The organism is Escherichia sp. WS1152, from assembly GCF_046487665.1.
GTDB classification, from domain to species: Bacteria; Pseudomonadota; Gammaproteobacteria; order Enterobacterales; family Enterobacteriaceae; genus Escherichia; species Escherichia coli.
This window is the reverse complement of sequence record NZ_JBJQJA010000011.1, coordinates 45,413-65,324: the sequence shown is the minus strand read 5'-3', so window position 1 is coordinate 65,324 and position 19,912 is coordinate 45,413. Positions and strand designations below refer to the sequence as shown.

General features: G+C 51.0%; 21 protein-coding genes and 1 other RNA gene. 12 read left to right on the top strand and 10 right to left on the bottom strand.

The annotated features are described in order from the left end of the window. Positions 1–202 precede the first annotated feature (202 nt). Positions 203–286 carry a hypothetical protein gene (locus ACJHW7_RS17315; protein ID WP_122985416.1) on the top strand — a complete coding sequence of 28 codons (84 nt, stop codon included), beginning with the start codon at positions 203–205 and terminating at the stop codon, positions 284–286. A 73-nt stretch (positions 287–359) separates the two neighbouring features. Here ACJHW7_RS17315 and ubiI read toward each other — a convergent pair whose 3' ends face one another. From ubiI to ygfB, 4 genes are read right to left on the bottom strand one after another with little or no spacing between them, the layout of a single operon-like run. Further along, the gene (ubiI, locus tag ACJHW7_RS17310) at positions 360–1,562 is read right to left on the bottom strand and encodes an FAD-dependent 2-octaprenylphenol hydroxylase (RefSeq protein WP_021557184.1); all 1,203 of its coding nucleotides are present in this window, start codon (positions 1,560–1,562) and stop codon (positions 360–362) included. Positions 1,563–1,584: 22 nt separating this feature from the next. Further along, complete coding sequence (ubiH, locus tag ACJHW7_RS17305) at positions 1,585–2,763, bottom strand: 2-octaprenyl-6-methoxyphenyl hydroxylase (protein WP_021557185.1); 1,179 nt, start codon at positions 2,761–2,763, stop codon at positions 1,585–1,587. Next, a complete protein-coding gene (pepP, locus tag ACJHW7_RS17300) occupies positions 2,760–4,085 on the bottom strand; it encodes a Xaa-Pro aminopeptidase (protein ID WP_001290104.1) in 1,326 nt (441 codons plus the stop codon). The genes ubiH and pepP overlap by 4 nt, the downstream gene beginning before the upstream one ends. A gap of 25 nt (positions 4,086–4,110) precedes the next feature. Beyond that, complete coding sequence (gene ygfB, locus ACJHW7_RS17295; RefSeq protein WP_001295378.1) at positions 4,111–4,689, bottom strand: UPF0149 family protein YgfB; 579 nt, start codon at positions 4,687–4,689, stop codon at positions 4,111–4,113. Positions 4,690–4,856: 167 nt separating this feature from the next. On the opposite strand from ygfB, the gene zapA reads away from it, so the two are divergent. From zapA to ACJHW7_RS17280, 3 genes are all read left to right on the top strand, one after another. Continuing rightward, positions 4,857–5,186, top strand: a complete 330-nt coding sequence (gene zapA / locus ACJHW7_RS17290; protein ID WP_001276008.1) for a cell division protein ZapA — start codon at positions 4,857–4,859, stop codon at positions 5,184–5,186. A 41-nt stretch (positions 5,187–5,227) separates the two neighbouring features. Further along, positions 5,228–5,411, top strand: a non-coding RNA gene (ssrS, locus tag ACJHW7_RS17285) — 6S RNA. 20 nt (positions 5,412–5,431) lie between these two features. Further along, positions 5,432–6,034 carry a 5-formyltetrahydrofolate cyclo-ligase gene (locus ACJHW7_RS17280; protein ID WP_000192751.1) on the top strand — a complete coding sequence of 201 codons (603 nt, stop codon included), beginning with the start codon at positions 5,432–5,434 and terminating at the stop codon, positions 6,032–6,034. 100 nt (positions 6,035–6,134) lie between these two features. On the opposite strand, the gene ibsC (ACJHW7_RS17275) is transcribed toward ACJHW7_RS17280, so the two are convergent. The 5 genes from ibsC (ACJHW7_RS17275) to ACJHW7_RS17255 all read right to left on the bottom strand — a co-directional run bounded on the left by ibsC (ACJHW7_RS17275) (position 6,135) and on the right by ACJHW7_RS17255 (position 9,914). After that, complete coding sequence (gene ibsC / locus ACJHW7_RS17275; protein ID WP_010723220.1) at positions 6,135–6,194, bottom strand: type I toxin-antitoxin system toxin IbsC; 60 nt, start codon at positions 6,192–6,194, stop codon at positions 6,135–6,137. A 332-nt stretch (positions 6,195–6,526) separates the two neighbouring features. Continuing rightward, positions 6,527–6,586: a type I toxin-antitoxin system toxin IbsC gene (gene ibsC, locus ACJHW7_RS17270; protein ID WP_071525914.1), complete on the bottom strand. Its 60-nt coding sequence runs from the start codon at positions 6,584–6,586 to the stop codon at positions 6,527–6,529. Between the two features lie 228 nt (positions 6,587–6,814). After that, positions 6,815–8,047: a phosphoglycerate dehydrogenase gene (serA, locus tag ACJHW7_RS17265; protein WP_001151604.1), complete on the bottom strand. Its 1,233-nt coding sequence runs from the start codon at positions 8,045–8,047 to the stop codon at positions 6,815–6,817. A gap of 255 nt (positions 8,048–8,302) precedes the next feature. Next, complete coding sequence (gene rpiA, locus ACJHW7_RS17260) at positions 8,303–8,962, bottom strand: ribose-5-phosphate isomerase RpiA (RefSeq protein ID WP_000189743.1); 660 nt, start codon at positions 8,960–8,962, stop codon at positions 8,303–8,305. A 55-nt stretch (positions 8,963–9,017) separates the two neighbouring features. Continuing rightward, the gene (locus tag ACJHW7_RS17255; protein WP_021557186.1) at positions 9,018–9,914 is read right to left on the bottom strand and encodes a LysR substrate-binding domain-containing protein; all 897 of its coding nucleotides are present in this window, start codon (positions 9,912–9,914) and stop codon (positions 9,018–9,020) included. Between the two features lie 100 nt (positions 9,915–10,014). On the opposite strand from ACJHW7_RS17255, the gene ACJHW7_RS17250 reads away from it, so the two are divergent. The 8 genes from ACJHW7_RS17250 to scpC all read left to right on the top strand — a co-directional run bounded on the left by ACJHW7_RS17250 (position 10,015) and on the right by scpC (position 18,907). Further along, complete coding sequence (locus ACJHW7_RS17250) at positions 10,015–10,644, top strand: FMN-dependent NADH-azoreductase (protein ID WP_021557187.1); 630 nt, start codon at positions 10,015–10,017, stop codon at positions 10,642–10,644. 16 nt (positions 10,645–10,660) lie between these two features. Next, on the top strand, positions 10,661–10,921 hold the full coding sequence (locus ACJHW7_RS17245) for a DUF1471 domain-containing protein (RefSeq protein WP_021557188.1): 261 nt from the start codon (positions 10,661–10,663) through the stop codon (positions 10,919–10,921). Between the two features lie 62 nt (positions 10,922–10,983). Then, a complete protein-coding gene (locus ACJHW7_RS17240; protein WP_021557189.1) occupies positions 10,984–12,309 on the top strand; it encodes a ferric reductase-like transmembrane domain-containing protein in 1,326 nt (441 codons plus the stop codon). Positions 12,310–12,379: 70 nt separating this feature from the next. Further along, positions 12,380–13,273 (top strand): DNA-binding transcriptional regulator ArgP, encoded by an 894-nt coding sequence (gene argP / locus ACJHW7_RS17235; RefSeq protein ID WP_000828351.1) that lies wholly within the window; start codon positions 12,380–12,382, stop codon positions 13,271–13,273. 203 nt (positions 13,274–13,476) lie between these two features. Next, positions 13,477–15,621 carry a methylmalonyl-CoA mutase gene (gene scpA / locus ACJHW7_RS17230; RefSeq protein ID WP_021557190.1) on the top strand — a complete coding sequence of 715 codons (2,145 nt, stop codon included), beginning with the start codon at positions 13,477–13,479 and terminating at the stop codon, positions 15,619–15,621. Then, complete coding sequence (gene meaB, locus ACJHW7_RS17225; RefSeq protein WP_000606515.1) at positions 15,614–16,609, top strand: methylmalonyl Co-A mutase-associated GTPase MeaB; 996 nt, start codon at positions 15,614–15,616, stop codon at positions 16,607–16,609. The genes scpA and meaB overlap by 8 nt, the downstream gene beginning before the upstream one ends. Positions 16,610–16,619: 10 nt before the next feature. Continuing rightward, positions 16,620–17,405: a methylmalonyl-CoA decarboxylase gene (scpB, locus tag ACJHW7_RS17220; RefSeq protein WP_000122080.1), complete on the top strand. Its 786-nt coding sequence runs from the start codon at positions 16,620–16,622 to the stop codon at positions 17,403–17,405. 23 nt (positions 17,406–17,428) lie between these two features. Then, the gene (gene scpC, locus ACJHW7_RS17215; protein WP_000449941.1) at positions 17,429–18,907 is read left to right on the top strand and encodes a propionyl-CoA:succinate CoA transferase; all 1,479 of its coding nucleotides are present in this window, start codon (positions 17,429–17,431) and stop codon (positions 18,905–18,907) included. Here the strand turns inward: scpC and srsR are convergent. Next, positions 18,904–19,800: a LysR family transcriptional regulator SrsR gene (srsR, locus tag ACJHW7_RS17210; RefSeq protein ID WP_000350806.1), complete on the bottom strand. Its 897-nt coding sequence runs from the start codon at positions 19,798–19,800 to the stop codon at positions 18,904–18,906. The genes scpC and srsR overlap by 4 nt on opposite strands. Positions 19,801–19,912: the final 112 nt, after the last annotated feature.

Sequence of the window (19,912 nt, the reverse complement as noted above, 5' to 3'; positions counted from 1 at the left end):
CAACGCAATCGTTCTCTTTTGCCTGAACTTACCACCGAAACAGACTGTTAACCATAAGGTAAAATTGATCATCACATTAGCTTATGGTTAAAAAATGCAAAAATCGCGACAGAATAAAAAACCAAAAAACACACCAGTTTCTATACAAAGATGATGTGATGAGAAAGTCAATTTGAATAAGACAATATTAAGAGCTAAAAAAATGTCAAAAAACACTAAATCAAAAAATCATGGCATTAGAAAATATAATGCGAAAACGGAGGTGAAATTAGTTTATTTCAAATGAGGAAAATCTCCCGGCGAAAAAACCGGGAGATGAAAGTGTGATGCGTATCAAATAAACAGCAGAAGAGAAATTTTTAACGCAGCCATTCAGGCAAATCGTTTAATCCCATTGCCTGACGGATAAGTTGTGGCTTAACGCCAGGAAGCGTGTCGGCCAGTTTCAAACCAATATCACGCAGCAGTTTTTTCGCCGGATTGGTACCGGAAAACAGATCGCGGAATCCCTGCATACCAGCCAGCATCAGCGCCGCGCTGTGCTTGCGGCTACGTTCATAGCGGCGCAGGTAAATGTACTGCCCGATGTCTTTACCCTGACGATGCAACCGTTTCAGTTCAGCAATCAGCTCTGCGGCGTCCATAAAGCCGAGATTAACGCCCTGCCCCGCCAGCGGGTGAATGGTATGCGCGGCGTCGCCCACCAGCGCCAGACGGTGTGCGGCAAACTGGCGCGCATAACGCCCCGTCAGCGGGAACACCTGACGCTCGCTCTCAACCTTGCATAAGCCAAGGCGATTATCAAAAGCGATATTTAACGCGCGATTAAATTCGTCTTCCCCTGCCTGCTGCATCCGCTGCGCTTCCTCTGGCGATAGGGACCAGACAATCGAGCAAAGATGCGGATCGCTAAGCGGCAAAAAGGCCAGAATGCCTTCGCCGTGGAAAACCTGCCGCGCCACAGCTTCATGCGGTTCTTCCGTGCGTATGGTCGCTACCAGCGCGTGATGCTGATAATCCCAGAAAGTCAGCGGAATATCGGCTTTGTTGCGCAACCAGGAATTAGCGCCGTCCGCGCCAATCACCAGACGCGCCGTTAACATACTGCCATCTTTCAGCGTCAGGAAGGTTTCGTTTTCTCCCCAGGCGACCTGCTGTAATTCTGCGGGGGCCAACAGAGTGATATCTGACGACTGATGCGCTTTGTTCCACAGCGCGTAGTGAATCACTGAGTTTTCAACGATATGCCCAAGATGGCTATAGCCCATGCTTTGATCGTCAAACGAAATGTGACCAAAACTGTCTTTGTCCCACACTTCCATACCGTGATAGCAACTGGCTCTACGGGAGATAATGTCCTGCCAGACACCAAGACGGGTGAGTAATTTTTCGCTGGCGGCATTGATAGCCGAAACGCGCAGTTGTGGTGGAGCATCCGCCGCCAGAGGTTCCGGTACGCGCTGCTCCAGTACGGCAACGCGTAAGCCGCTACCCTGTAAGCCGCAGGCAACCGCCAGCCCCACCATGCCGCCGCCAACAATGGCTACATCAACACTTTGCATTGTTTATTCCTTAAAACCGCCTTCAACGCGCCACCCAACCGAGGGTGCGCTGCGCCAGCACATCGCGTGCCGGGGTGAATAATTCCATCGTCATCAGCCCGATGTTGCGCCCGACAACCAGCGGCGTCCAACGGTTGGCAAAAAGATGTACAAGGCTGTCCGTGACGCCAATGGTTGCTTCGCGATCGCTCTGTCGACGCTGCTGATAACGGCACAAGACGCCGTAATCACCCATGTCTTCTCGGCGCTCCTGCGCCTGAGTCAGGGTTTCCGCAAGACTCATGACATCTCGCATACCGAGGTTGAACCCTTGCCCGGCAATCGGGTGCAGGGTTTGCGCCGCATTGCCCACCAGCACGGTACGATGGGTAATAGATCTGGCGGCGTGGGTTAACGCCAGCGGATAAGCACTGCGTTTACCAGCGTGGGTAATTTTCCCAAGTCGCCAGCCAAAGGCCGACTGGAGTTCACGGCAAAACTTCTCGTCGCTCCACGACAGCACCTCTTCGCGCCGTTCCAGTGGATGACACCAGACCAGCGAACAGCGTCCGTCAGACATCGGCAACATCGCCAGCGGGCCATGTTGCGTAAAGCGTTCAAAAGCGCGCCCTTCATGCGCAACGGAAGTCGCAACGTTGGCAATCACAGCCAGTTGTTCGTAAGGCTCCTGCTGCCAGTCAACGCCGCACACAGTGGCTAACGCTGAATGGGTGCCATCAGCGGCTACCAGCACGCGGCCCGTCAGCGTCTCGCCACACTCCAGCGTCACTTCAACATGACTCTGAGTACGGGCAACGTTAGCCACGCGATCCGGGCAATGCAGCGTTACGCCAGGTGCTTTGCGCAGCAATGCAAACAGCCGTTGCCCGACATTGTGCAATTCGACAACCTGCCCCAGCGCCGCCAGTTGGTAATCTTCTGCGGCGAGGGTGACGAATCCGGCATGACCACGATCGCTGACATGCACGGTAGTGATGGCGGTTGCGCAATCCGCCAGAGATTGCCAGACGCCAATGCGCGCCAGTTGCTGACAGGTACCCGCCGCCAGCGCAATCGCTCGCCCATCAAAGCCCGGATGAGCATGTGACTCTGGCGCGGTCGCTTCAATCAAATGTACCGGCAGCGCCCCGTGACTTAACCGGGAAATAGCCAGCGCCAGCGTCGCGCCCGCCATGCCGCCACCGACGATGATTACGCTCATTGCTTTCTCGCAGCTGCCATCAACGCTTCGATTTCTTCCGGCTTTTTCACCACGCTGGCGGTGAGGTTTTCGTTACCGGTTTCGGTAATCACAATGTCGTCTTCAATACGAATGCCGATACCGCGATATTGTTCTGGCACTTCTGCATCCGGCGCAATATACAGCCCTGGCTCTACGGTCAGTACCATGCCCGGTTCCAGAATGCGCGAGCGATCCTGGCCATAAACGCCAACGTCATGGACATCCAGTCCTAACCAGTGGCTAAGGCCATGCATAAAGAAAGGACGATGGGCGTTCTGAGCGATCAGTTCATCAACATCACCTTTCAGGATGCCGAGTTTTACCAGGCCGCTAACCATGATGCGCACCACTTCACCGGTGACTTCCTGAATGGAAGTTCCCGGACGATACAGGCGCAGGCTGGTTTCGAGAGACTCAAGCACAATGTCGTAGATTTCACGCTGAGCCTGGGTGAATTTGCCGTTGACCGGGAAGGTGCGGGTAATATCGCCAGCGTAACCTTTGTATTCGCAACCCGCGTCAATCAACACCAGATCGCCGTCGTGCAGTTCACACTCGTTTTCGGTGTAATGCAGAATGCAGCCGTTTTCACCGCTGCCGACAATGGTGTTATAGGAAGGATAGCGCGCGCCGTGGCGGTTAAATTCGTGGTGAATTTCGCCTTCCAGGTGGTACTCGAACATTCCCGGACGGCATTTTTCCATCGCCCGGGTATGCGCCAGGGCGGTGATTTCACCCGCGCGGCGAAGTACGGCAATCTCTTCCGGCGATTTGAACAGGCGCATTTCATGAACAATGGGACGCCAGTCGATCATCGTTGCCGGCGCGGTGAGATTTTGCCGCGAACCTTTACGCAGTTTCTCAAGCGCGCTGTTCACGATTTCATCAGCATATGCATATTCGCCCTGGGCGTGGTAAACCACATCCAGACCATTAAGTAGTTGATAAAGTTGCTGATTAATTTCGCTGAATGCCAGTGCGCGGTCAACGCCCAGTTTCTCTGGCGCGGCATCCTGACCTAAACGACGGCCAAACCAGATCTCCGCCGTCAGGTCGCGAACGCGGTTAAACAGAACGCTGTGGTTATGAGTGTCATCGCTTTTAATCAGCACCAGCACCGCTTCCGGTTCGTTAAAGCCGGTGAAGTACCAGAAGTCACTGTTCTGACGATAGGGGTATTCGCTGTCGGCGCTACGTGTTACTTCTGGTGCAGCAAAAATCAGCGCGGCGCTGCCGGGTTGCATTTGCTCCACCAGGGCCTGACGGCGACGCTGAAACTCTTGCCGGGATATCTCACTCATAACACTCTCCTTACGTTTTTTGTTTTTAGTGTAGAGTCGGTTTTTGTACTTCTGGCGCGGTCGGTTGCGGATGAGTAAAGGTGTCGTGGCATAACAGCGCGGCAACACGGACGTACTCGATGATCTCTTCAAGCGACATTTCAAGCTCTTCCTGATCTTCGTCTTCGTCGTAGCCCAACTGCGCGATGTTACGCAGATCGTCGATGGCTTCACCGGTTTCGCCGGTCACTTTGTCCAGCTTCGGTTGCGTAACGCCAAGACCAAGCAGGAAGTGATTGACCCAACCTGCCAGTGCATCAGCCCGATCGAAAACGCTGACATCATCGCCATCAGGCAGATAAAGCTGAAAAAGGAAGCCGTCATCCTGCAGGGCATCGCTGGTGGCAGAGTGCATTTTACGCAGTGCCTGTGCCAGCTCATGACCGAAAGCCATGCCTTCGTTCGTCAGGTCGTGAAGTAGCGGCAGCCATGAGCTGTCATCGTTACCGCCACATATCATCCCACTGATTAAACCATGCATCTCAGCAGGGGTCAGACCCGTCCCTTGTTGGTTCAGATACTGGTTCATTTCGTTGTAACCAGGCATTTCGTTCTGTATAGACATAAGCATTCGTCGTCAAAGGGAGGAATATTCATGATATGCTACCACTTTGGGCCCTGGTGGACCAGAAAAGGGCTTGTCTCTTCTCATCAGGGTAGCTATAGTGTCGCCCCTTCGCAGACCATGGGTCTAAAGACGAAGGCAGCGCAGTCAATCAGCAGGAAGGTGGCATGTCTGCACAACCCGTCGATATCCAAATTTTTGGCCGTTCACTGCGTGTGAACTGCCCGCCTGACCAAAGGGATGCGTTGAATCAGGCAGCGGACGATCTGAACCAACGGTTGCAAGATCTGAAAGAACGCACTAGAGTCACAAATACTGAACAGTTGGTCTTCATTGCCGCATTGAATATCAGCTATGAGTTAGCGCAAGAAAAAGCAAAGACTCGTGACTACGCGGCAAGTATGGAACAGCGTATTCGGATGCTGCAGCAGACCATAGAACAAGCGTTACTTGAACAAGGTCGCATCACCGAAAAAACTAACCAAAACTTTGAATGACACTTTTCGGTTTACTGTGGTAGAGTAACCGTGAAGACAAAATTTCTCTGAGATGTTCGCAAGCGGGCCAGTCCCCTGAGCCGATATTTCATACCACAAGAATGTGGCGCTCCGCGGTTGGTGAGCATGCTCGGTCCGTCCGAGAAGCCTTAAAACTGCGACGACACATTCACCTTGAACCAAGGGTTCAAGGGTTACAGCCTGCGGCGGCATCTCGGAGATTCCCTTCTTATCTGGCACCAGCCATGACGCAACTACCAGAACTCCCACTGACATTATCCCGACAAGAAATCCGCAAAATGATTCGGCAACGTCGTCGTACGTTAACGCCGGAACAACAGCAGGAAATGGGTCAACAAGCCGCTACCCGGATGATGACTTATCCCCCGGTGGTGATGGCACATACGGTCGCTGTATTCCTCTCTTTTGATGGAGAACTCGACACCCAGCCGCTTATAGAACAACTCTGGCGCGCCGGTAAGCGCGTATATCTTCCAGTTTTGCATCCCTTTAGTGCCGGTAATTTGCTGTTCCTGAATTACCATCCGCAAAGTGAACTGGTGATGAACAGGTTGAAGATCCATGAGCCAAAACTGGATGTGCGTGACGTGCTACCCCTTTCCCGATTAGACGTGTTGATCACACCGCTGGTCGCCTTTGATGAGTACGGTCAGCGCCTGGGAATGGGCGGAGGTTTTTACGATCGGACCTTACAAAACTGGCAGCACTATAAAATGCAACCGGTGGGTTATGCGCATGATTGTCAGTTGGTGGAAAAACTCCCCGTTGAAGAGTGGGATATCCCTCTTCCTGCGGTGGTTACACCGTCGAAAGTCTGGGAGTGGTGAGGGCGACACACCTGCATCGCCCTGATTGACATCGTTGATTCTTTAACCTAATTTAGTGAGTAAGGGTAAGGGAGGATTGCTCCTCCCCTGTGACTGACTGTTAATAAGCGCTGAAACTTATGAGTAACAGTACAATCAGTATGATGACAAGTCGCATCATAACCCTTCTCCTTCAAGCCCTCGCTTCGGTGAGGGCTTTACCGTTACAGCCCCATGCTGCCCTGCCATCGTAAACTCTCTTTAAATAAGCACAACGCATTGATCTACCTTTAAATTTTTTCTTCGAGCGCACTCGTAAAACGTCATGTAAGACAGACACACATTGCAGGGATAAGGGATTAATTACGGCAGTAAACGTGGGCGATGAAGTGTCTATCAAATGATCGGTTCAGGGCGATACATCCCGCATCGCCCTGATTGACATCGTTGATTCTTTAACCTAATTTAGTGAGTAAGGGTAAGGGAGGATTACTCCTCCCCTGAGACTGACTGTTAATAAGCTGGGAAACTTATGAGTAACAGTACAATCAGTATGATGACAAGTCGCATCATAACCCTTCTCCTTCAAGCCCTCGCTTCGGTGAGGGCTTTACCGTTACAGCCCTGTGCTGTCCCGCCATCGTAAATCCCCATTAAATAAACACAACGCATTGATCTGACTTTGATTTATTTTCTGGAGCAGACTCGCAAAGTAGAATGCGCAACGCGGCAACGGTGTGGAGAAGGGATAAAAAAACGGGCAAGTCAGTGACCTGCCCGTTGATTGTCAGAGAAGGGGAATTAGTACAGCAGACGGGCGCGAATGGTACCCGGAATAGCTTTCATTGCCTGCAGCGCTTTTTCGGCAACGTCTTCGTCGGCTTCAATATCAATAACCACATAACCCATCTGGGCGGAAGTTTGTAGATATTGCGCGGCGATGTTGACGCCCTGCTCGGCGAAGATTTTGTTCAGCGCAGTTAGCACGCCCGGACGGTTTTCGTGGATGTGCATCAGACGACGCCCACCGTGCAGTGGCAGCGAGACTTCTGGGAAGTTCACCGCAGAGAGCGTTGAGCCATTGTCAGAATACTTGATCAATTTACCCGCAACTTCCAGGCCAATATTCTCCTGCGCTTCCTGAGTCGAACCGCCAATGTGTGGCGTCAGAAGGACGTTGTCGAATTCACACAGCGGAGAGGTAAATGGATCGCTATTGGTCGCCGGTTCCGTCGGGAATACGTCGATTGCCGCCCCCGCCAGATGTTTGCTCGCCAGCGCATCACACAGCGCCGGAATATCCACCACAGTACCGCGCGAAGCATTAATCAGCAGCGAGCCGGGCTTCATTAGTGAAATTTCTTTCGCGCCCATCATATTTTTGGTGGACGGATTCTCTGGTACATGCAGACTCACCACATCGCTCATATTCAGCAGGTCAGAAAGATGCTGTACCTGAGTGGCGTTGCCCAGCGGCAGTTTATTTTCAATATCATAAAAGTAAACATACATTCCCAGCGATTCAGCCAGAATGCCCAATTGCGTACCAATATGACCGTAGCCGATGATACCCAGCTTTTTGCCGCGCGCTTCAAAAGAACCCGCCGCCAGTTTGTTCCACACGCCACGGTGCGCTTTAGCATTGGCTTCCGGCACGCCGCGCAATAGCAGCAGCAGTTCGCCAATCACCAGCTCCGCAACAGAGCGCGTATTTGAGAACGGTGCGTTAAATACCGGGATCCCGCGCTTTGCCGCCGCATCCAGATCAACCTGGTTTGTTCCTATACAGAAACAGCCAATAGCGACCAGCTTTTCTGCGGCGTTGATCACGTCTTCAGTCAGATGGGTACGGGATCGCAGGCCGATGAAGTGGGCATCGCGGATGGATTCTTTTAATTGTTCATCATCCAGCGCGCCTTTGTGAAATTCGATGTTGGTGTAACCAGCTGCACGAAGGCTTTCCAGCGCCTTTTGGTGCACTCCTTCTACCAGCAGAAACTTAATCTTGTCTTTCTCCAGCGATACCTTTGCCATTTACCCAATCCTGTCTTTTGAAATGTTGTGTGCGGATTTGCGTCCGCCTTTCAACATATCAAAAAATAATATTGCGGCAATATGAACGTTTGCGTCGCGATGTTGAGGAAATATCACGCAAAGGTAATTCTTGGATGAATATGCTGGTTTAGAGGATTTATTTAGAGCAATCGACAATAGCCAGATAAAAACGTGACACATGTCACCAAATTTAATGAAGAGAATTTTTTTAACGGGGGAGGTTCCCCCGTCAGATCATTTCACAATGGTTTTGACACCGTCAGGTGTGCCAATCAGCGCAACGTCCGCGCCACGGTTAGCAAACAAGCCAACAGTCACCACGCCAGGAATCGCATTTATGGCGTTTTCCATCGCTATCGGGTCAAGGATTTCCATGCCGTGGACGTCGAGGATCACGTTGCCATTATCGGTCACCACGCCCTGACGGTATTCCGGACGACCGCCCAGTTTCACCAGCTGGCGCGCCACTGCACTACGTGCCATCGGGATAACTTCTACTGGCAGCGGGAATTTACCCAGAATATCAACCTGCTTGGAAGCGTCTGCAATACAGATAAATTTTTCTGCAACCGAAGCAATGATTTTTTCACGGGTCAGCGCCGCGCCGCCGCCTTTGATCATTTGCATGTGGCCGTTGATTTCATCTGCGCCATCAACGTAGATGCCAAGGCTGTCGACTTCGTTGAGATCAAAAACGTGAATGCCGAGGCTTTTCAGTTTTTCAGTGGAAGCATCTGAACTGGAAACGGCCCCTTCAATCTGGCCTTTCATTGTACCGAGCGCGTCAATAAAGTGTGCGGCGGTGGAACCTGTACCTACACCAACAATGGTGCCGGGCTGAACATACTGAAGTGCCGCCCATCCTACTGCTTTTTTCAATTCATCCTGCGTCATGATCGTTTCGCCTGTGGTATGAAATTTCACACGCATTATATACAAAAAAAGCGATTCAGACCCCGTTGGCAAGCCGCGTGGTTAACTCATCCATAAAATATCGCGCAATGGCAGGCATCCCCTTTCGCCCCGCAAATAAAGCATACAACGGTCTGGGTATGCCGCTCCACGGTGCAAACAGGCGCACCAGTTCACCGTTCGCAAGCCCCTGTTTACAGGCAAATTGAGGCAATAACGCCACGCCATTCCCACCAAGTACTGCTTGCAGCATGACGCGAAGGTTATTTGACTGCAAACGCGCCTCAGGCTGCAGCGTAATCTCCTGTTCGCCATTAATTAATTGCCACTGGCTCCCGCCATTGTTCGCCAGCCGAAGGATCCCGTCGACGTGGTTAAGATCTTCAATAGCTTTCACCTGCGGATGGCGGGCCAGCCACTGAGAACTGGCAACTAAAATATCAGCCTGGGTATGTAATTTTTTATAATGCAGCGTCGAGTCAGCAAGCGCGCCGGAAGCCGTAACCAGCGCAATATCAATGCCTTCAGCGACCATATCCACCGGGCGATTAATTGCCAGCAGTTGCACCTTCGCCAGGGGCCAACGGGCGATAAACTCACTGACAAACTCACCAAACCATGTTTCAGCCATAAATACCGGCGCGCTGACGCGCAGCATTCCCTGTGGGCTTTCCTGGGCGGCCATCACCACCGCTCTAGCCCGTTCCTCCTGCGCCATCAGCGCCCGACATTCGACAGCAAACTGTTCGCCTGCCGCCGTCAGGGCCAGACGCCGCGTAGTTCGCTGAATAAGCCGTACGCCAAGGCGCTCCTCCAGTGCAGCCATTCGTCGGCTTAATACCGATTTCGACACGCCCGCACGCAGCGCCGCCTGGCTGTAGCTGCCTTCATCGGCAATCAGGGCAAAGTAGTAATAATCATTCCAGTCGATCATGATTGTTCTATTTTCACAACAATGAAGTTCAATTATGTCTATTTAATCACCATATAAACAACAGTTAAACTTCTCTCATCGCAGAAATGAGAGCAAGCCCATGAAAATTCTTCATATCGACAGTAGCCCAATGCTTAAGCATTCAAGTTCGCGGAAATTAAGCCAGACGCTGGTAGAAGCGCTTTGCCAACACTTTCCTCAAGCCACAATTATTCATCGCGACGTTGGCCTGACGCCGCCGCCCCATTTGCGTGAAGAAACCTTTCTGGCGCTTTGCGATAAAGCAGAGTGCAAGAACGCACAAATTCAGCAGGAGGTGAATGATATCCACGCCGCTATTGATGAACTGGCATCGTGCGATGTGCTCATTATTGGCGCGCCGATGATTAATCACAGCGTTTCATCTGGCCTCAAAACCTGGATAGATCAGGTGTGTCAGGCTGGTTTAACGTTTCGTTTTAGCTCTGCAGGCGCCGTTGGGTTACTGAAGGATAAACCGACGTTTATTGTCTCGACGCGCGGCGGTATCTATTGCGATGAAGCACATCTGGCGCTGGATCATCAGGAAAGTTATCTGCAAGCCACGCTGAAATTAATGGGCATTACCAATACACATATTTTACGTGCAGAAGGTGTCGACAAAACCCAACCGGGACGCGAACTCGCCGAGCAAAATGCATTAGCGCAAATCCCTGATCTTATTACACAAGTATTTAATCATTACGTTTAATATAAAAGGAGTTATTATGTCTATTAAGCAAAATTTATTTACCGCGTTATTTCTTTGCACTCTCACAGGACATGCATTTGCAGCAACCGAGATACACAAACCGGACAATAATCTTGAACAGTTATCAAAAGTGAGCATGTCTACACACAATAGCAACCCAGCGGGCGTTGAAAGCCAAATCAAAGAGAAAGCGGAAGAGTTACAAGCCAGCAATTACTACATCAGTTCTTTCTCCGGTAAAAATTATATCCACGCCACTGTGATTTTCTATAAATAATCACTCTATTTAATGGGAGCATGGAACTGTTCTATGCTCCGCTGCCAAAATGAAATAAAAAAATGAAAAAAGCTAATCTTACAGGTACGTTGGTTTGCTTTGTCGCATGTATTATTTTTTTGTCATCCGGCGATATTTTTCGTGAAAAGCCAATCGCGCTAATATGGTTCATTCGACAAAACACACTCTTTTTTACGGGAACCCTTGCGTGGTGTCTGATGACGCTGACGATGTGCTTATCGTTGCGTTCATCATGGCTTAACAAGATGCTGGGCGGTCTGGATAAAGCATGGCGATTACATAAGTGGGCAGGAATATGCGCCATCGCTTTTGCTTTCGCCCACTGGCTGGATGAAAAATTACCCCAGTTATTCGTCGCCTTTGGCTGGCTTACTCACCCTGGTAAAATCGTTGATATTAACCTGACGCCAGTACAAGAAAATTGGCTTCATGCGGGATTGTTAGCGGGTGAATGTGCAATGTTTATTATGATAGCGATGGTTTTCGTGTCTCTAAGCAAAAAAGTTCCCTATCATTTATTTCATCTTGTTCACCGTTTGTTCCCCGTTTTTTATCTGGCAATTGCTTTTCATGTATTTACTGCACTGTTTAAATCATATTGGTGGGAAACTCCTGCTGCGTATTTATTAATTTTAATTACTATCCCAGGCGTCTTTGTGGCTTTCATTTCGCTGCTGAAATTAAACGGTAATAAAAACAAGCATCAGGCCACCATTAAAAGTATTGTTAACCATCCGGGACAAATTACCGAAGTCATACTGGAGCTGGAACATGCCATCGACTATTCTCCGGGTCAGTTTGCATTCTTAACGTTCGCACACAGTAAAGAGTCTCACCCTTTTACTATCGCTTCATATGCAATAGAGAAGAACACGTTGCGCTTTGCCATCAAAAATTTAGGGGATTATACCTCGACTCTGGCATCCTCGATAAAAATCGGCCAGTCCGCTCTCGTTGAAGGGCCATGGGGAAAGTTTGATTTTACTCTCCCTTGCTCCCGCCAGGTATGGATAGCTGGAGGCATCGGCATTACCCCCTTTATCGCCCAGCTTGAGTATCTGAACCAGCATGGCGCGTCCCGTGTTCCTGTGGATCTCTGGTATTGCGTCAGCCGAAGCGAGGATGCATGGTATGTTGATAAACTTACCTCACTTTGTGCCCAGGCCAGTGTCACACTGCATCTGCTTGATGCGCATAAAGGTGAGCGCCTACAGTCGCACTATCTTACTGATAAAATAGCAAATAAAGGTGACACCCATTTCTGGTTTTGCGGCCCACAGAGTTTTGCCAAAGCGCTCAGCAAAGGGTTATATGAAAATGGGATTGCCAGCCAAAACTTCCATTACGACCGCTTTTGTATGCGTTAAATGCTCTGTACCCAACGCAAAATTATGTCATAGTGCAGGAAAAAGCATTTACCAGGAGCAGACAACAGCAATGAAACGCCCGGACTACAGAACATTACAGGCACTGGATGCGGTAATACGTGAACGAGGATTTGAGCGCGCGGCACAAAAGCTGTGCATTACACAATCAGCCGTCTCACAGCGCATTAAGCAACTGGAAAATATGTTCGGGCAGCCGCTGTTGGTGCGTACCGTACCGCCGCGCCCAACGGAACAAGGTCAAAAACTGCTGGCACTGCTGCGCCAGGTGGAGTTGCTGGAAGAAGAGTGGCTGGGCGATGAACAAACCGGTTCGACTCCGCTGCTGCTTTCACTGGCGGTCAACGCCGACAGTCTGGCGACGTGGTTGCTTCCTGCACTGGCTCCTGTGTTGGCTGATTCGCCTATCCGCCTCAACTTGCAGGTAGAAGATGAAACCCGCACTCAGGAACGTCTGCGCCGCGGCGAAGTGGTCGGCGCGGTGAGTATTCAACATCAGGCGCTGCCGAGTTGTCTTGTCGATAAACTTGGTGCGCTCGACTATCTGTTCGTCAGCTCAAAACCCTTTGCCGAAAAATATTTCCCTAACGGCGTAACGCGTTCGGCATTACTGAAAGCGCCAGTGGTCGCGTTTGACCATCTTGACGATATGCACCAGGCCTTTTTGCAGCAAAACTTCGATCTGCCTCCAGGCAGCGTGCCCTGCCATATCGTTAATTCTTCAGAAGCGTTCGTACAACTTGCTCGCCAGGGCACCACCTGCTGTATGATCCCGCACCTGCAAATCGAGAAAGAGCTGGCCAGCGGTGAACTGATTGACTTAACGCCTGGGCTATTTCAACGCCGAATGCTTTACTGGCACCGCTTTGCACCTGAAAGCCGCATGATGCGTAAAGTCACTGATGCGTTACTCGATTATGGTCACAAAGTCCTTCGTCAGGATTAATCCATCAAATAATGCCTGATAGCACATATCAGGCGTTGTCCTCACTTCTTTTTGTATTCCTTGAATCACATCACAAAATAGACAAATCTCAGGCGGCAAAAAACGACGTCTGAATGCATTTTTTTTGCTGGCGACAAACCCACGTAAAAAGCTCACCGTAGGCGCAAATACCCTCATTTTGATTGCGTTTTACGGAGCAAATAATGTCTAACGTGCAGGAGTGGCAACAGCTTGCCAACAAGGAATTGAGCCGTCGGGAGAAAACTGTCGACTCGCTGGTTCAGCAAACCGCGGAAGAGATCGCCATCAAGCCGCTGTATACCGAAGCCGATCTCGATAATCTGGAGGTGACAGGTACCCTTCCTGGTTTGCCGCCCTACGTTCGTGGCCCGCGTGCCACTATGTATACCGCCCAACCGTGGACCATCCGTCAGTATGCTGGTTTTTCAACAGCAAAAGAGTCCAACGCTTTTTATCGCCGTAACCTGGCCGCCGGGCAAAAAGGTCTTTCCGTTGCGTTTGACCTTGCCACCCACCGAGGCTACGACTCCGATAACCCGCGCGTGGCGGGCGACGTCGGCAAAGCGGGCGTCGCTATCGACACCGTGGAAGATATGAAAGTCCTGTTCGACCAGATCCCGCTGGATAAAATGTCGGTTTCGATGACCATGAATGGCGCAGTGCTACCAGTACTGGCGTTTTATATCGTCGCCGCGGAAGAGCAAGGTGTTACACCTGATAAACTGACCGGCACCATTCAGAACGATATCCTCAAAGAGTACCTCTGCCGCAACACCTATATTTACCCGCCAAAACCGTCAATGCGCATTATCGCCGACATCATCGCCTGGTGTTCCGGCAACATGCCGCGATTTAATACCATCAGTATCAGCGGTTACCACATGGGTGAAGCGGGTGCCAACTGCGTGCAGCAGGTAGCATTTACGCTCGCTGATGGGATTGAGTACATCAAAGCAGCAATCTCTGCCGGACTGAAAATTGATGACTTCGCTCCTCGCCTGTCGTTCTTCTTCGGCATCGGCATGGATCTGTTTATGAACGTCGCCATGTTGCGTGCGGCACGTTATTTATGGAGCGAAGCGGTCAGTGGATTTGGCGCACAGGACCCGAAATCACTGGCGCTGCGTACCCACTGCCAGACCTCAGGCTGGAGCCTGACTGAACAGGATCCGTATAACAACGTTATCCGCACCACCATTGAAGCACTGGCTGCGACGCTGGGTGGTACTCAGTCACTGCATACCAACGCCTTTGACGAAGCGCTTGGTTTGCCTACCGATTTCTCAGCACGCATTGCCCGCAACACCCAGATCATCATCCAGGAAGAATCAGAACTCTGCCGCACCGTCGATCCGCTGGCCGGATCCTATTACGTTGAGTCGCTGACCGATCAAATCGTCAAACAAGCCAGAGCTATTATCCAACAGATCGACGAAGCCGGTGGCATGGCGAAAGCGATCGAAGCAGGTCTGCCAAAACGAATGATCGAAGAGGCCTCAGCGCGCGAACAGTCGCTTATCGACCAGGGCAAACGTGTCATCGTTGGTGTCAACAAGTACAAACTGGATCACGAAGACGAAACCGATGTACTTGAGATCGACAACGTGATGGTGCGTAACGAGCAAATTGCTTCGCTGGAACGCATTCGCGCCACCCGTGATAATGCCGCCGTAACCGCCGCGTTGAACGCCCTGACTCACGCCGCCCAGCATAACGAAAACCTGCTGGCTGCCGCTGTTAATGCCGCTCGCGTTCGCGCCACCCTGGGTGAAATTTCCGATGCGCTGGAAGCCGCTTTCGACCGTTATCTGGTGCCAAGCCAGTGTGTTACCGGCGTGATTGCGCAAAGCTATCATCAATCTGAGAAATCGGCCTCCGAGTTCGATGCCATTGTTGCGCAAACGGAGCAGTTCCTTGTCGACAATGGTCGTCGCCCGCGCATTCTGATCGCCAAAATGGGCCAGGATGGGCACGATCGCGGCGCGAAAGTGATCGCCAGCGCCTATTCCGATCTCGGTTTCGACGTAGATTTAAGCCCGATGTTCTCTACACCTGAAGAGATCGCCCGCCTGGCAGTAGAAAATGACGTTCACGTAGTGGGCGCATCCTCACTGGCTGCCGGTCATAAAACGCTGATCCCGGAACTGGTCGAAGCGCTGAAAAAATGGGGACGCGAAGATATCTGCGTAGTCGCCGGTGGCGTCATTCCACCGCAGGATTACGCCTTCCTGCAAGAGCGCGGCGTGGCGGCGATTTATGGTCCAGGTACACCTATGCTCGACAGTGTGCGCGACGTACTGAATCTGATAAGCCAGCATCATGATTAATGAAGCCACGCTGGCAGAAAGTATTCGCCGCTTACGTCAGGGTGAGCGTGCCACACTCGCCCAGGCCATGACGCTGGTGGAAAGCCGTCACCCGCGTCATCAGGCGCTAAGTACGCAACTGCTTGATGCCATTATGCCGTACTGCGGTAACGCCCTGCGACTGGGCGTTACCGGCACACCCGGCGCGGGGAAAAGTACCTTTCTTGAAGCCTTTGGCATGTTGTTGATTCGTGATGGATTAAAAGTTGCGGTTATTGCGGTCGATCCCAGCAGTCCGGTCACTGGCGGTAGCATTCTCGGGGATAAAACCCGCATGAATGACCTGGCGCGTGCCGAGACGGCGTTTATTCGCCCGGTACCATCCTCCGGTCATCTGGGCGGTGCCAGTCAGCGAGCGCGGGAATTAATGCTGTTATGCGAAGCGGCGGGTTATGACGTAGTGATTGTCGAAACGGTTGGCGTCGGGCAGTCGGAAACGGAAGTCGCCCGCATGGTGGACTGTTTTATCTCGTTGCAAATTGCCGGTGGCGGCGATGATCTGCAGGGCATTAAAAAAGGGCTGATGGAAGTGGCTGATCTGATCGTTATCAACAAAGACGATGGCGATAACCATACCAATGTCGCCATTGCCCGGCATATGTACGAGAGTGCCCTGCATATTCTGCGACGTAAATACGACGAATGGCAGCCACGGGTTCTGACTTGTAGCGCACTGGAAAAACGTGGAATCGATGAGATCTGGCACGCCATCATCGACTTCAAAACCGCGCTAACTGCCAGTGGTCGTTTACAGCAAGTGCGGCAACAACAATCGGTGGAATGGCTGCGTAAACAAACCGAAGAAGAAGTACTGAATCACCTGTTCGCGAATGAAGATTTCGATCGCTATTACCGCCAGACGCTTTTAGCGGTCAAAAACAATACGCTCTCACCGCGCACCGGCCTGCGGCAGCTCAGTGAATTTATCCAGACGCAATATTTTGATTAAAGGAATTTTTATGTCTTATCAGTATGTGAACGTTGTCACTATCAACAAAGTGGCGGTCATTGAGTTTAACTATGGCCGCAAACTTAATGCCTTAAGTAAAGTCTTTATTGATGATCTTATGCAGGCATTAAGCGATCTCAACCGACCGGAAATTCGCTGTATCATTTTGCGCGCGCCGAGTGGATCCAAAGTCTTCTCCGCAGGTCACGATATTCACGAACTGCCGTCTGGCGGTCGCGATCCGCTCTCCTATGATGATCCGTTGCGTCAAATCACCCGCATGATCCAAAAATTCCCGAAACCGATCATTTCGATGGTGGAAGGTAGTGTTTGGGGTGGCGCATTTGAAATGATCATGAGTTCCGATCTGATCATCGCCGCCAGTACCTCAACCTTCTCAATGACACCTGTAAACCTCGGCGTCCCGTATAACCTGGTCGGCATTCACAACCTGACCCGCGACGCGGGCTTCCACATTGTCAAAGAGCTGATTTTTACCGCTTCGCCAATCACCGCCCAGCGCGCGCTGGCTGTCGGCATCCTCAACCATGTTGTGGAAGTGGAAGAACTGGAAGATTTCACCTTACAAATGGCGCACCACATCTCTGAGAAAGCGCCGTTAGCCATTGCCGTTATCAAAGAAGAGCTGCGTGTACTGGGCGAAGCACACACCATGAACTCCGATGAATTTGAACGTATTCAGGGGATGCGCCGCGCCGTTTATGACAGCGAAGATTACCAGGAAGGGATGAACGCTTTCCTCGAAAAACGTAAACCTAATTTCGTTGGTCATTAATCCCTGCGAACGAAGGAGTAAAAATGGAAACTCAGTGGACAAGGATGACCGCCGATGAAGCGGCAGAAATTATCCAGCATAACGACATGGTGGCATTTAGCGGCTTTACCCCAGCGGGTTCACCGAAAGCCCTACCCACCGCGATTGCCCGCAGAGCTAACGAACAGCATGAGGCCAAAAAGCCGTATCAAATTCGCCTGCTGACGGGTGCGTCAATCAGCGCCGCCGCTGACGATGTACTTTCTGACGCTGATGCTGTTTCCTGGCGTGCGCCATATCAAACATCGTCCGGTTTACGTAAAAAGATCAATCAGGGCGCGGTGAGTTTCGTTGACCTGCATTTGAGCGAAGTGGCGCAAATGGTCAATTACGGTTTCTTCGGCGACATTGATGTTGCCGTCATTGAAGCATCGGCACTGGCACCGGATGGTCGAGTCTGGTTAACCAGCGGGATCGGTAATGCGCCGACATGGCTGCTGCGGGCGAAGAAAGTGATCATTGAACTTAATCACTATCACGATCCGCGCGTTGCAGAACTGGCAGATATTGTGATTCCTGGCGCGCCACCGCGGCGTAATAGCGTGTCGATCTTCCATGCAATGGATCGCGTCGGTACCCGCTATGTGCAAATCGATCCGAAAAAGATTGTCGCCGTCGTGGAAACCAACTTGCCCGACGCCGGTAATATGCTGGATAAGCAAAATCCCATGTGCCAGCAGATTGCCGATAACGTGGTCACGTTCTTATTGCAGGAAATGGCGCATGGGCGTATTCCGCCGGAATTTCTGCCGCTGCAAAGTGGCGTGGGCAATATCAATAATGCGGTAATGGCGCGTCTGGGGGAAAACCCGGAAATTCCTCCGTTTATGATGTATTCGGAAGTGCTACAGGAATCGGTGGTGCATTTACTGGAAACCGGCAAAATCAGCGGGGCCAGCGCCTCCAGCCTGACAATCTCGGCCGATTCCCTGCGCAAGATTTACGACAATATGGATTACTTTGCCAGCCGCATTGTGTTGCGTCCGCAGGAGATTTCCAATAACCCGGAAATCATCCGTCGTCTGGGCGTCATCGCTCTGAACGTCGGCCTGGAGTTTGATATTTACGGGCATGCCAACTCAACGCACGTAGCCGGGGTCGATCTGATGAACGGCATCGGCGGCAGCGGTGATTTTGAACGCAACGCGTATCTGTCGATCTTTATGGCCCCATCGATTGCTAAAGAAGGCAAGATCTCAACCGTCGTGCCAATGTGCAGCCATGTTGATCACAGCGAACACAGCGTCAAAGTGATCATCACCGAACAAGGGATCGCCGATCTGCGCGGTCTTTCCCCGCTTCAACGCGCCCGCACGATCATTGATAATTGTGCACATCCTATGTATCGGGATTATCTGCATCGCTATCTGGAAAATGCGCCTGGCGGACATATTCACCACGATCTTAGCCACGTCTTCGACTTACACCGTAATTTAATTGCAACCGGCTCGATGCTGGGTTAATGGTTTGTCCCGTCACGATCTTCAGCAATATGCTGAAGCATCGTGGCGGTATAACGATGATTTCTGATTGAATAAAGATATTCCTGCATATACATCGGCCTGTGCGGCGCATCAAAATATTTCAGCGTTGCCGGATTCACCAGTCGCCAGGCAAAATGCGGGATCACCGTCAGAAAATGTCCGCGCTCCACGGCGCTGATTTTGGCCATAAAACTGTAGGGACGATAAATAATGGTTGGATTGATCCCACAAGGTCGCATATTAGCATCAATCATTGCTTCGAAGTTAGCCCGGTTTTGAAAGCGCATTTGTAGCCAGGGCAGCTCCTGAAGCAGCTCTTGCTCTTGACGCTCTTCATAACGGCGAGAAACGAGAAAGCCCAATCGCAGCGGTGGTAGTTCACTGATAGTCAGGTTTTCCAGTTCCTGAACTCGTGCAGATACATGCTGTGGGGAGATAATAAAATCTAACTGGCGGTCAAAAAGATTATCGATAACGCCGTTTTCGCTGAACTCAACTGGCTGGGCGGTCACGCCTTCATACTTATCTCCGAGACTAATCAACTGATCGAAAATAATTGTCGGATAAGTATTATCTATGCCAATCACAATTTCTCGTGAACGACGCCCTGAGTTATGGATTTCATTATCAATCGCAGAAAGCCGTTGATAAACCGGGAACAGTTTTTGATACAGTTCCTGTCCGGCTTTATTGAGGCTGATATTATTATCTTTGCGGGTAAATAGCGTATAGCCAATTTGTTCTTCCAGCGCGGCAATGCTTTTACCAAATGGCGAAGCCGTCATATGGATTTTTTCTGCCGCCCGGGCAATATTATTGGTTTGCGCTAATAAAATGAAATTGCGCATCTTTTTCGAAATAAAAATGTCCATCCCCCCTCCCCCGCATCCTTGTCCGCTTAACCGTTTCAGTCAGCCTATCCTTGATGAAACCGCGAGCAAAGATAGGTGATTACGTCATGGTTTTACAGAAAATTACAGAAAA

Bases quoted from the DNA above. Each gene is read 5' to 3' on its own strand.
- srsR (WP_000350806.1), bottom strand. From the start codon at position 19,800: ATGGACATTTTTATTTCGAAAAAGATGCGCAATTTCATTTTATTAGCG.
- pepP (WP_001290104.1), bottom strand. From the start codon at position 4,085: ATGAGTGAGATATCCCGGCAAGAGTTTCAGCGTCGCCGTCAGGCCCTG.
- meaB (WP_000606515.1), top strand. From the start codon at position 15,614: ATGATTAATGAAGCCACGCTGGCAGAAAGTATTCGCCGCTTACGTCAG.
- scpC (WP_000449941.1), top strand. From the start codon at position 17,429: ATGGAAACTCAGTGGACAAGGATGACCGCCGATGAAGCGGCAGAAATT.
- zapA (WP_001276008.1), top strand. From the start codon at position 4,857: ATGTCTGCACAACCCGTCGATATCCAAATTTTTGGCCGTTCACTGCGT.
- rpiA (WP_000189743.1), bottom strand. From the start codon at position 8,962: ATGACGCAGGATGAATTGAAAAAAGCAGTAGGATGGGCGGCACTTCAG.
- serA (WP_001151604.1), bottom strand. From the start codon at position 8,047: ATGGCAAAGGTATCGCTGGAGAAAGACAAGATTAAGTTTCTGCTGGTA.
- ACJHW7_RS17315 (WP_122985416.1), top strand. From the start codon at position 203: ATGTCAAAAAACACTAAATCAAAAAATCATGGCATTAGAAAATATAAT.
- ACJHW7_RS17245 (WP_021557188.1), top strand. From the start codon at position 10,661: ATGTCTATTAAGCAAAATTTATTTACCGCGTTATTTCTTTGCACTCTC.
- ACJHW7_RS17255 (WP_021557186.1), bottom strand. From the start codon at position 9,914: ATGATCGACTGGAATGATTATTACTACTTTGCCCTGATTGCCGATGAA.
- scpA (WP_021557190.1), top strand. From the start codon at position 13,477: ATGTCTAACGTGCAGGAGTGGCAACAGCTTGCCAACAAGGAATTGAGC.
- ACJHW7_RS17280 (WP_000192751.1), top strand. From the start codon at position 5,432: ATGACGCAACTACCAGAACTCCCACTGACATTATCCCGACAAGAAATC.
- argP (WP_000828351.1), top strand. From the start codon at position 12,380: ATGAAACGCCCGGACTACAGAACATTACAGGCACTGGATGCGGTAATA.
- scpB (WP_000122080.1), top strand. From the start codon at position 16,620: ATGTCTTATCAGTATGTGAACGTTGTCACTATCAACAAAGTGGCGGTC.
- ubiH (WP_021557185.1), bottom strand. From the start codon at position 2,763: ATGAGCGTAATCATCGTCGGTGGCGGCATGGCGGGCGCGACGCTGGCG.
- ubiI (WP_021557184.1), bottom strand. From the start codon at position 1,562: ATGCAAAGTGTTGATGTAGCCATTGTTGGCGGCGGCATGGTGGGGCTG.
- ACJHW7_RS17240 (WP_021557189.1), top strand. From the start codon at position 10,984: ATGAAAAAAGCTAATCTTACAGGTACGTTGGTTTGCTTTGTCGCATGT.
- ygfB (WP_001295378.1), bottom strand. From the start codon at position 4,689: ATGTCTATACAGAACGAAATGCCTGGTTACAACGAAATGAACCAGTAT.
- ACJHW7_RS17250 (WP_021557187.1), top strand. From the start codon at position 10,015: ATGAAAATTCTTCATATCGACAGTAGCCCAATGCTTAAGCATTCAAGT.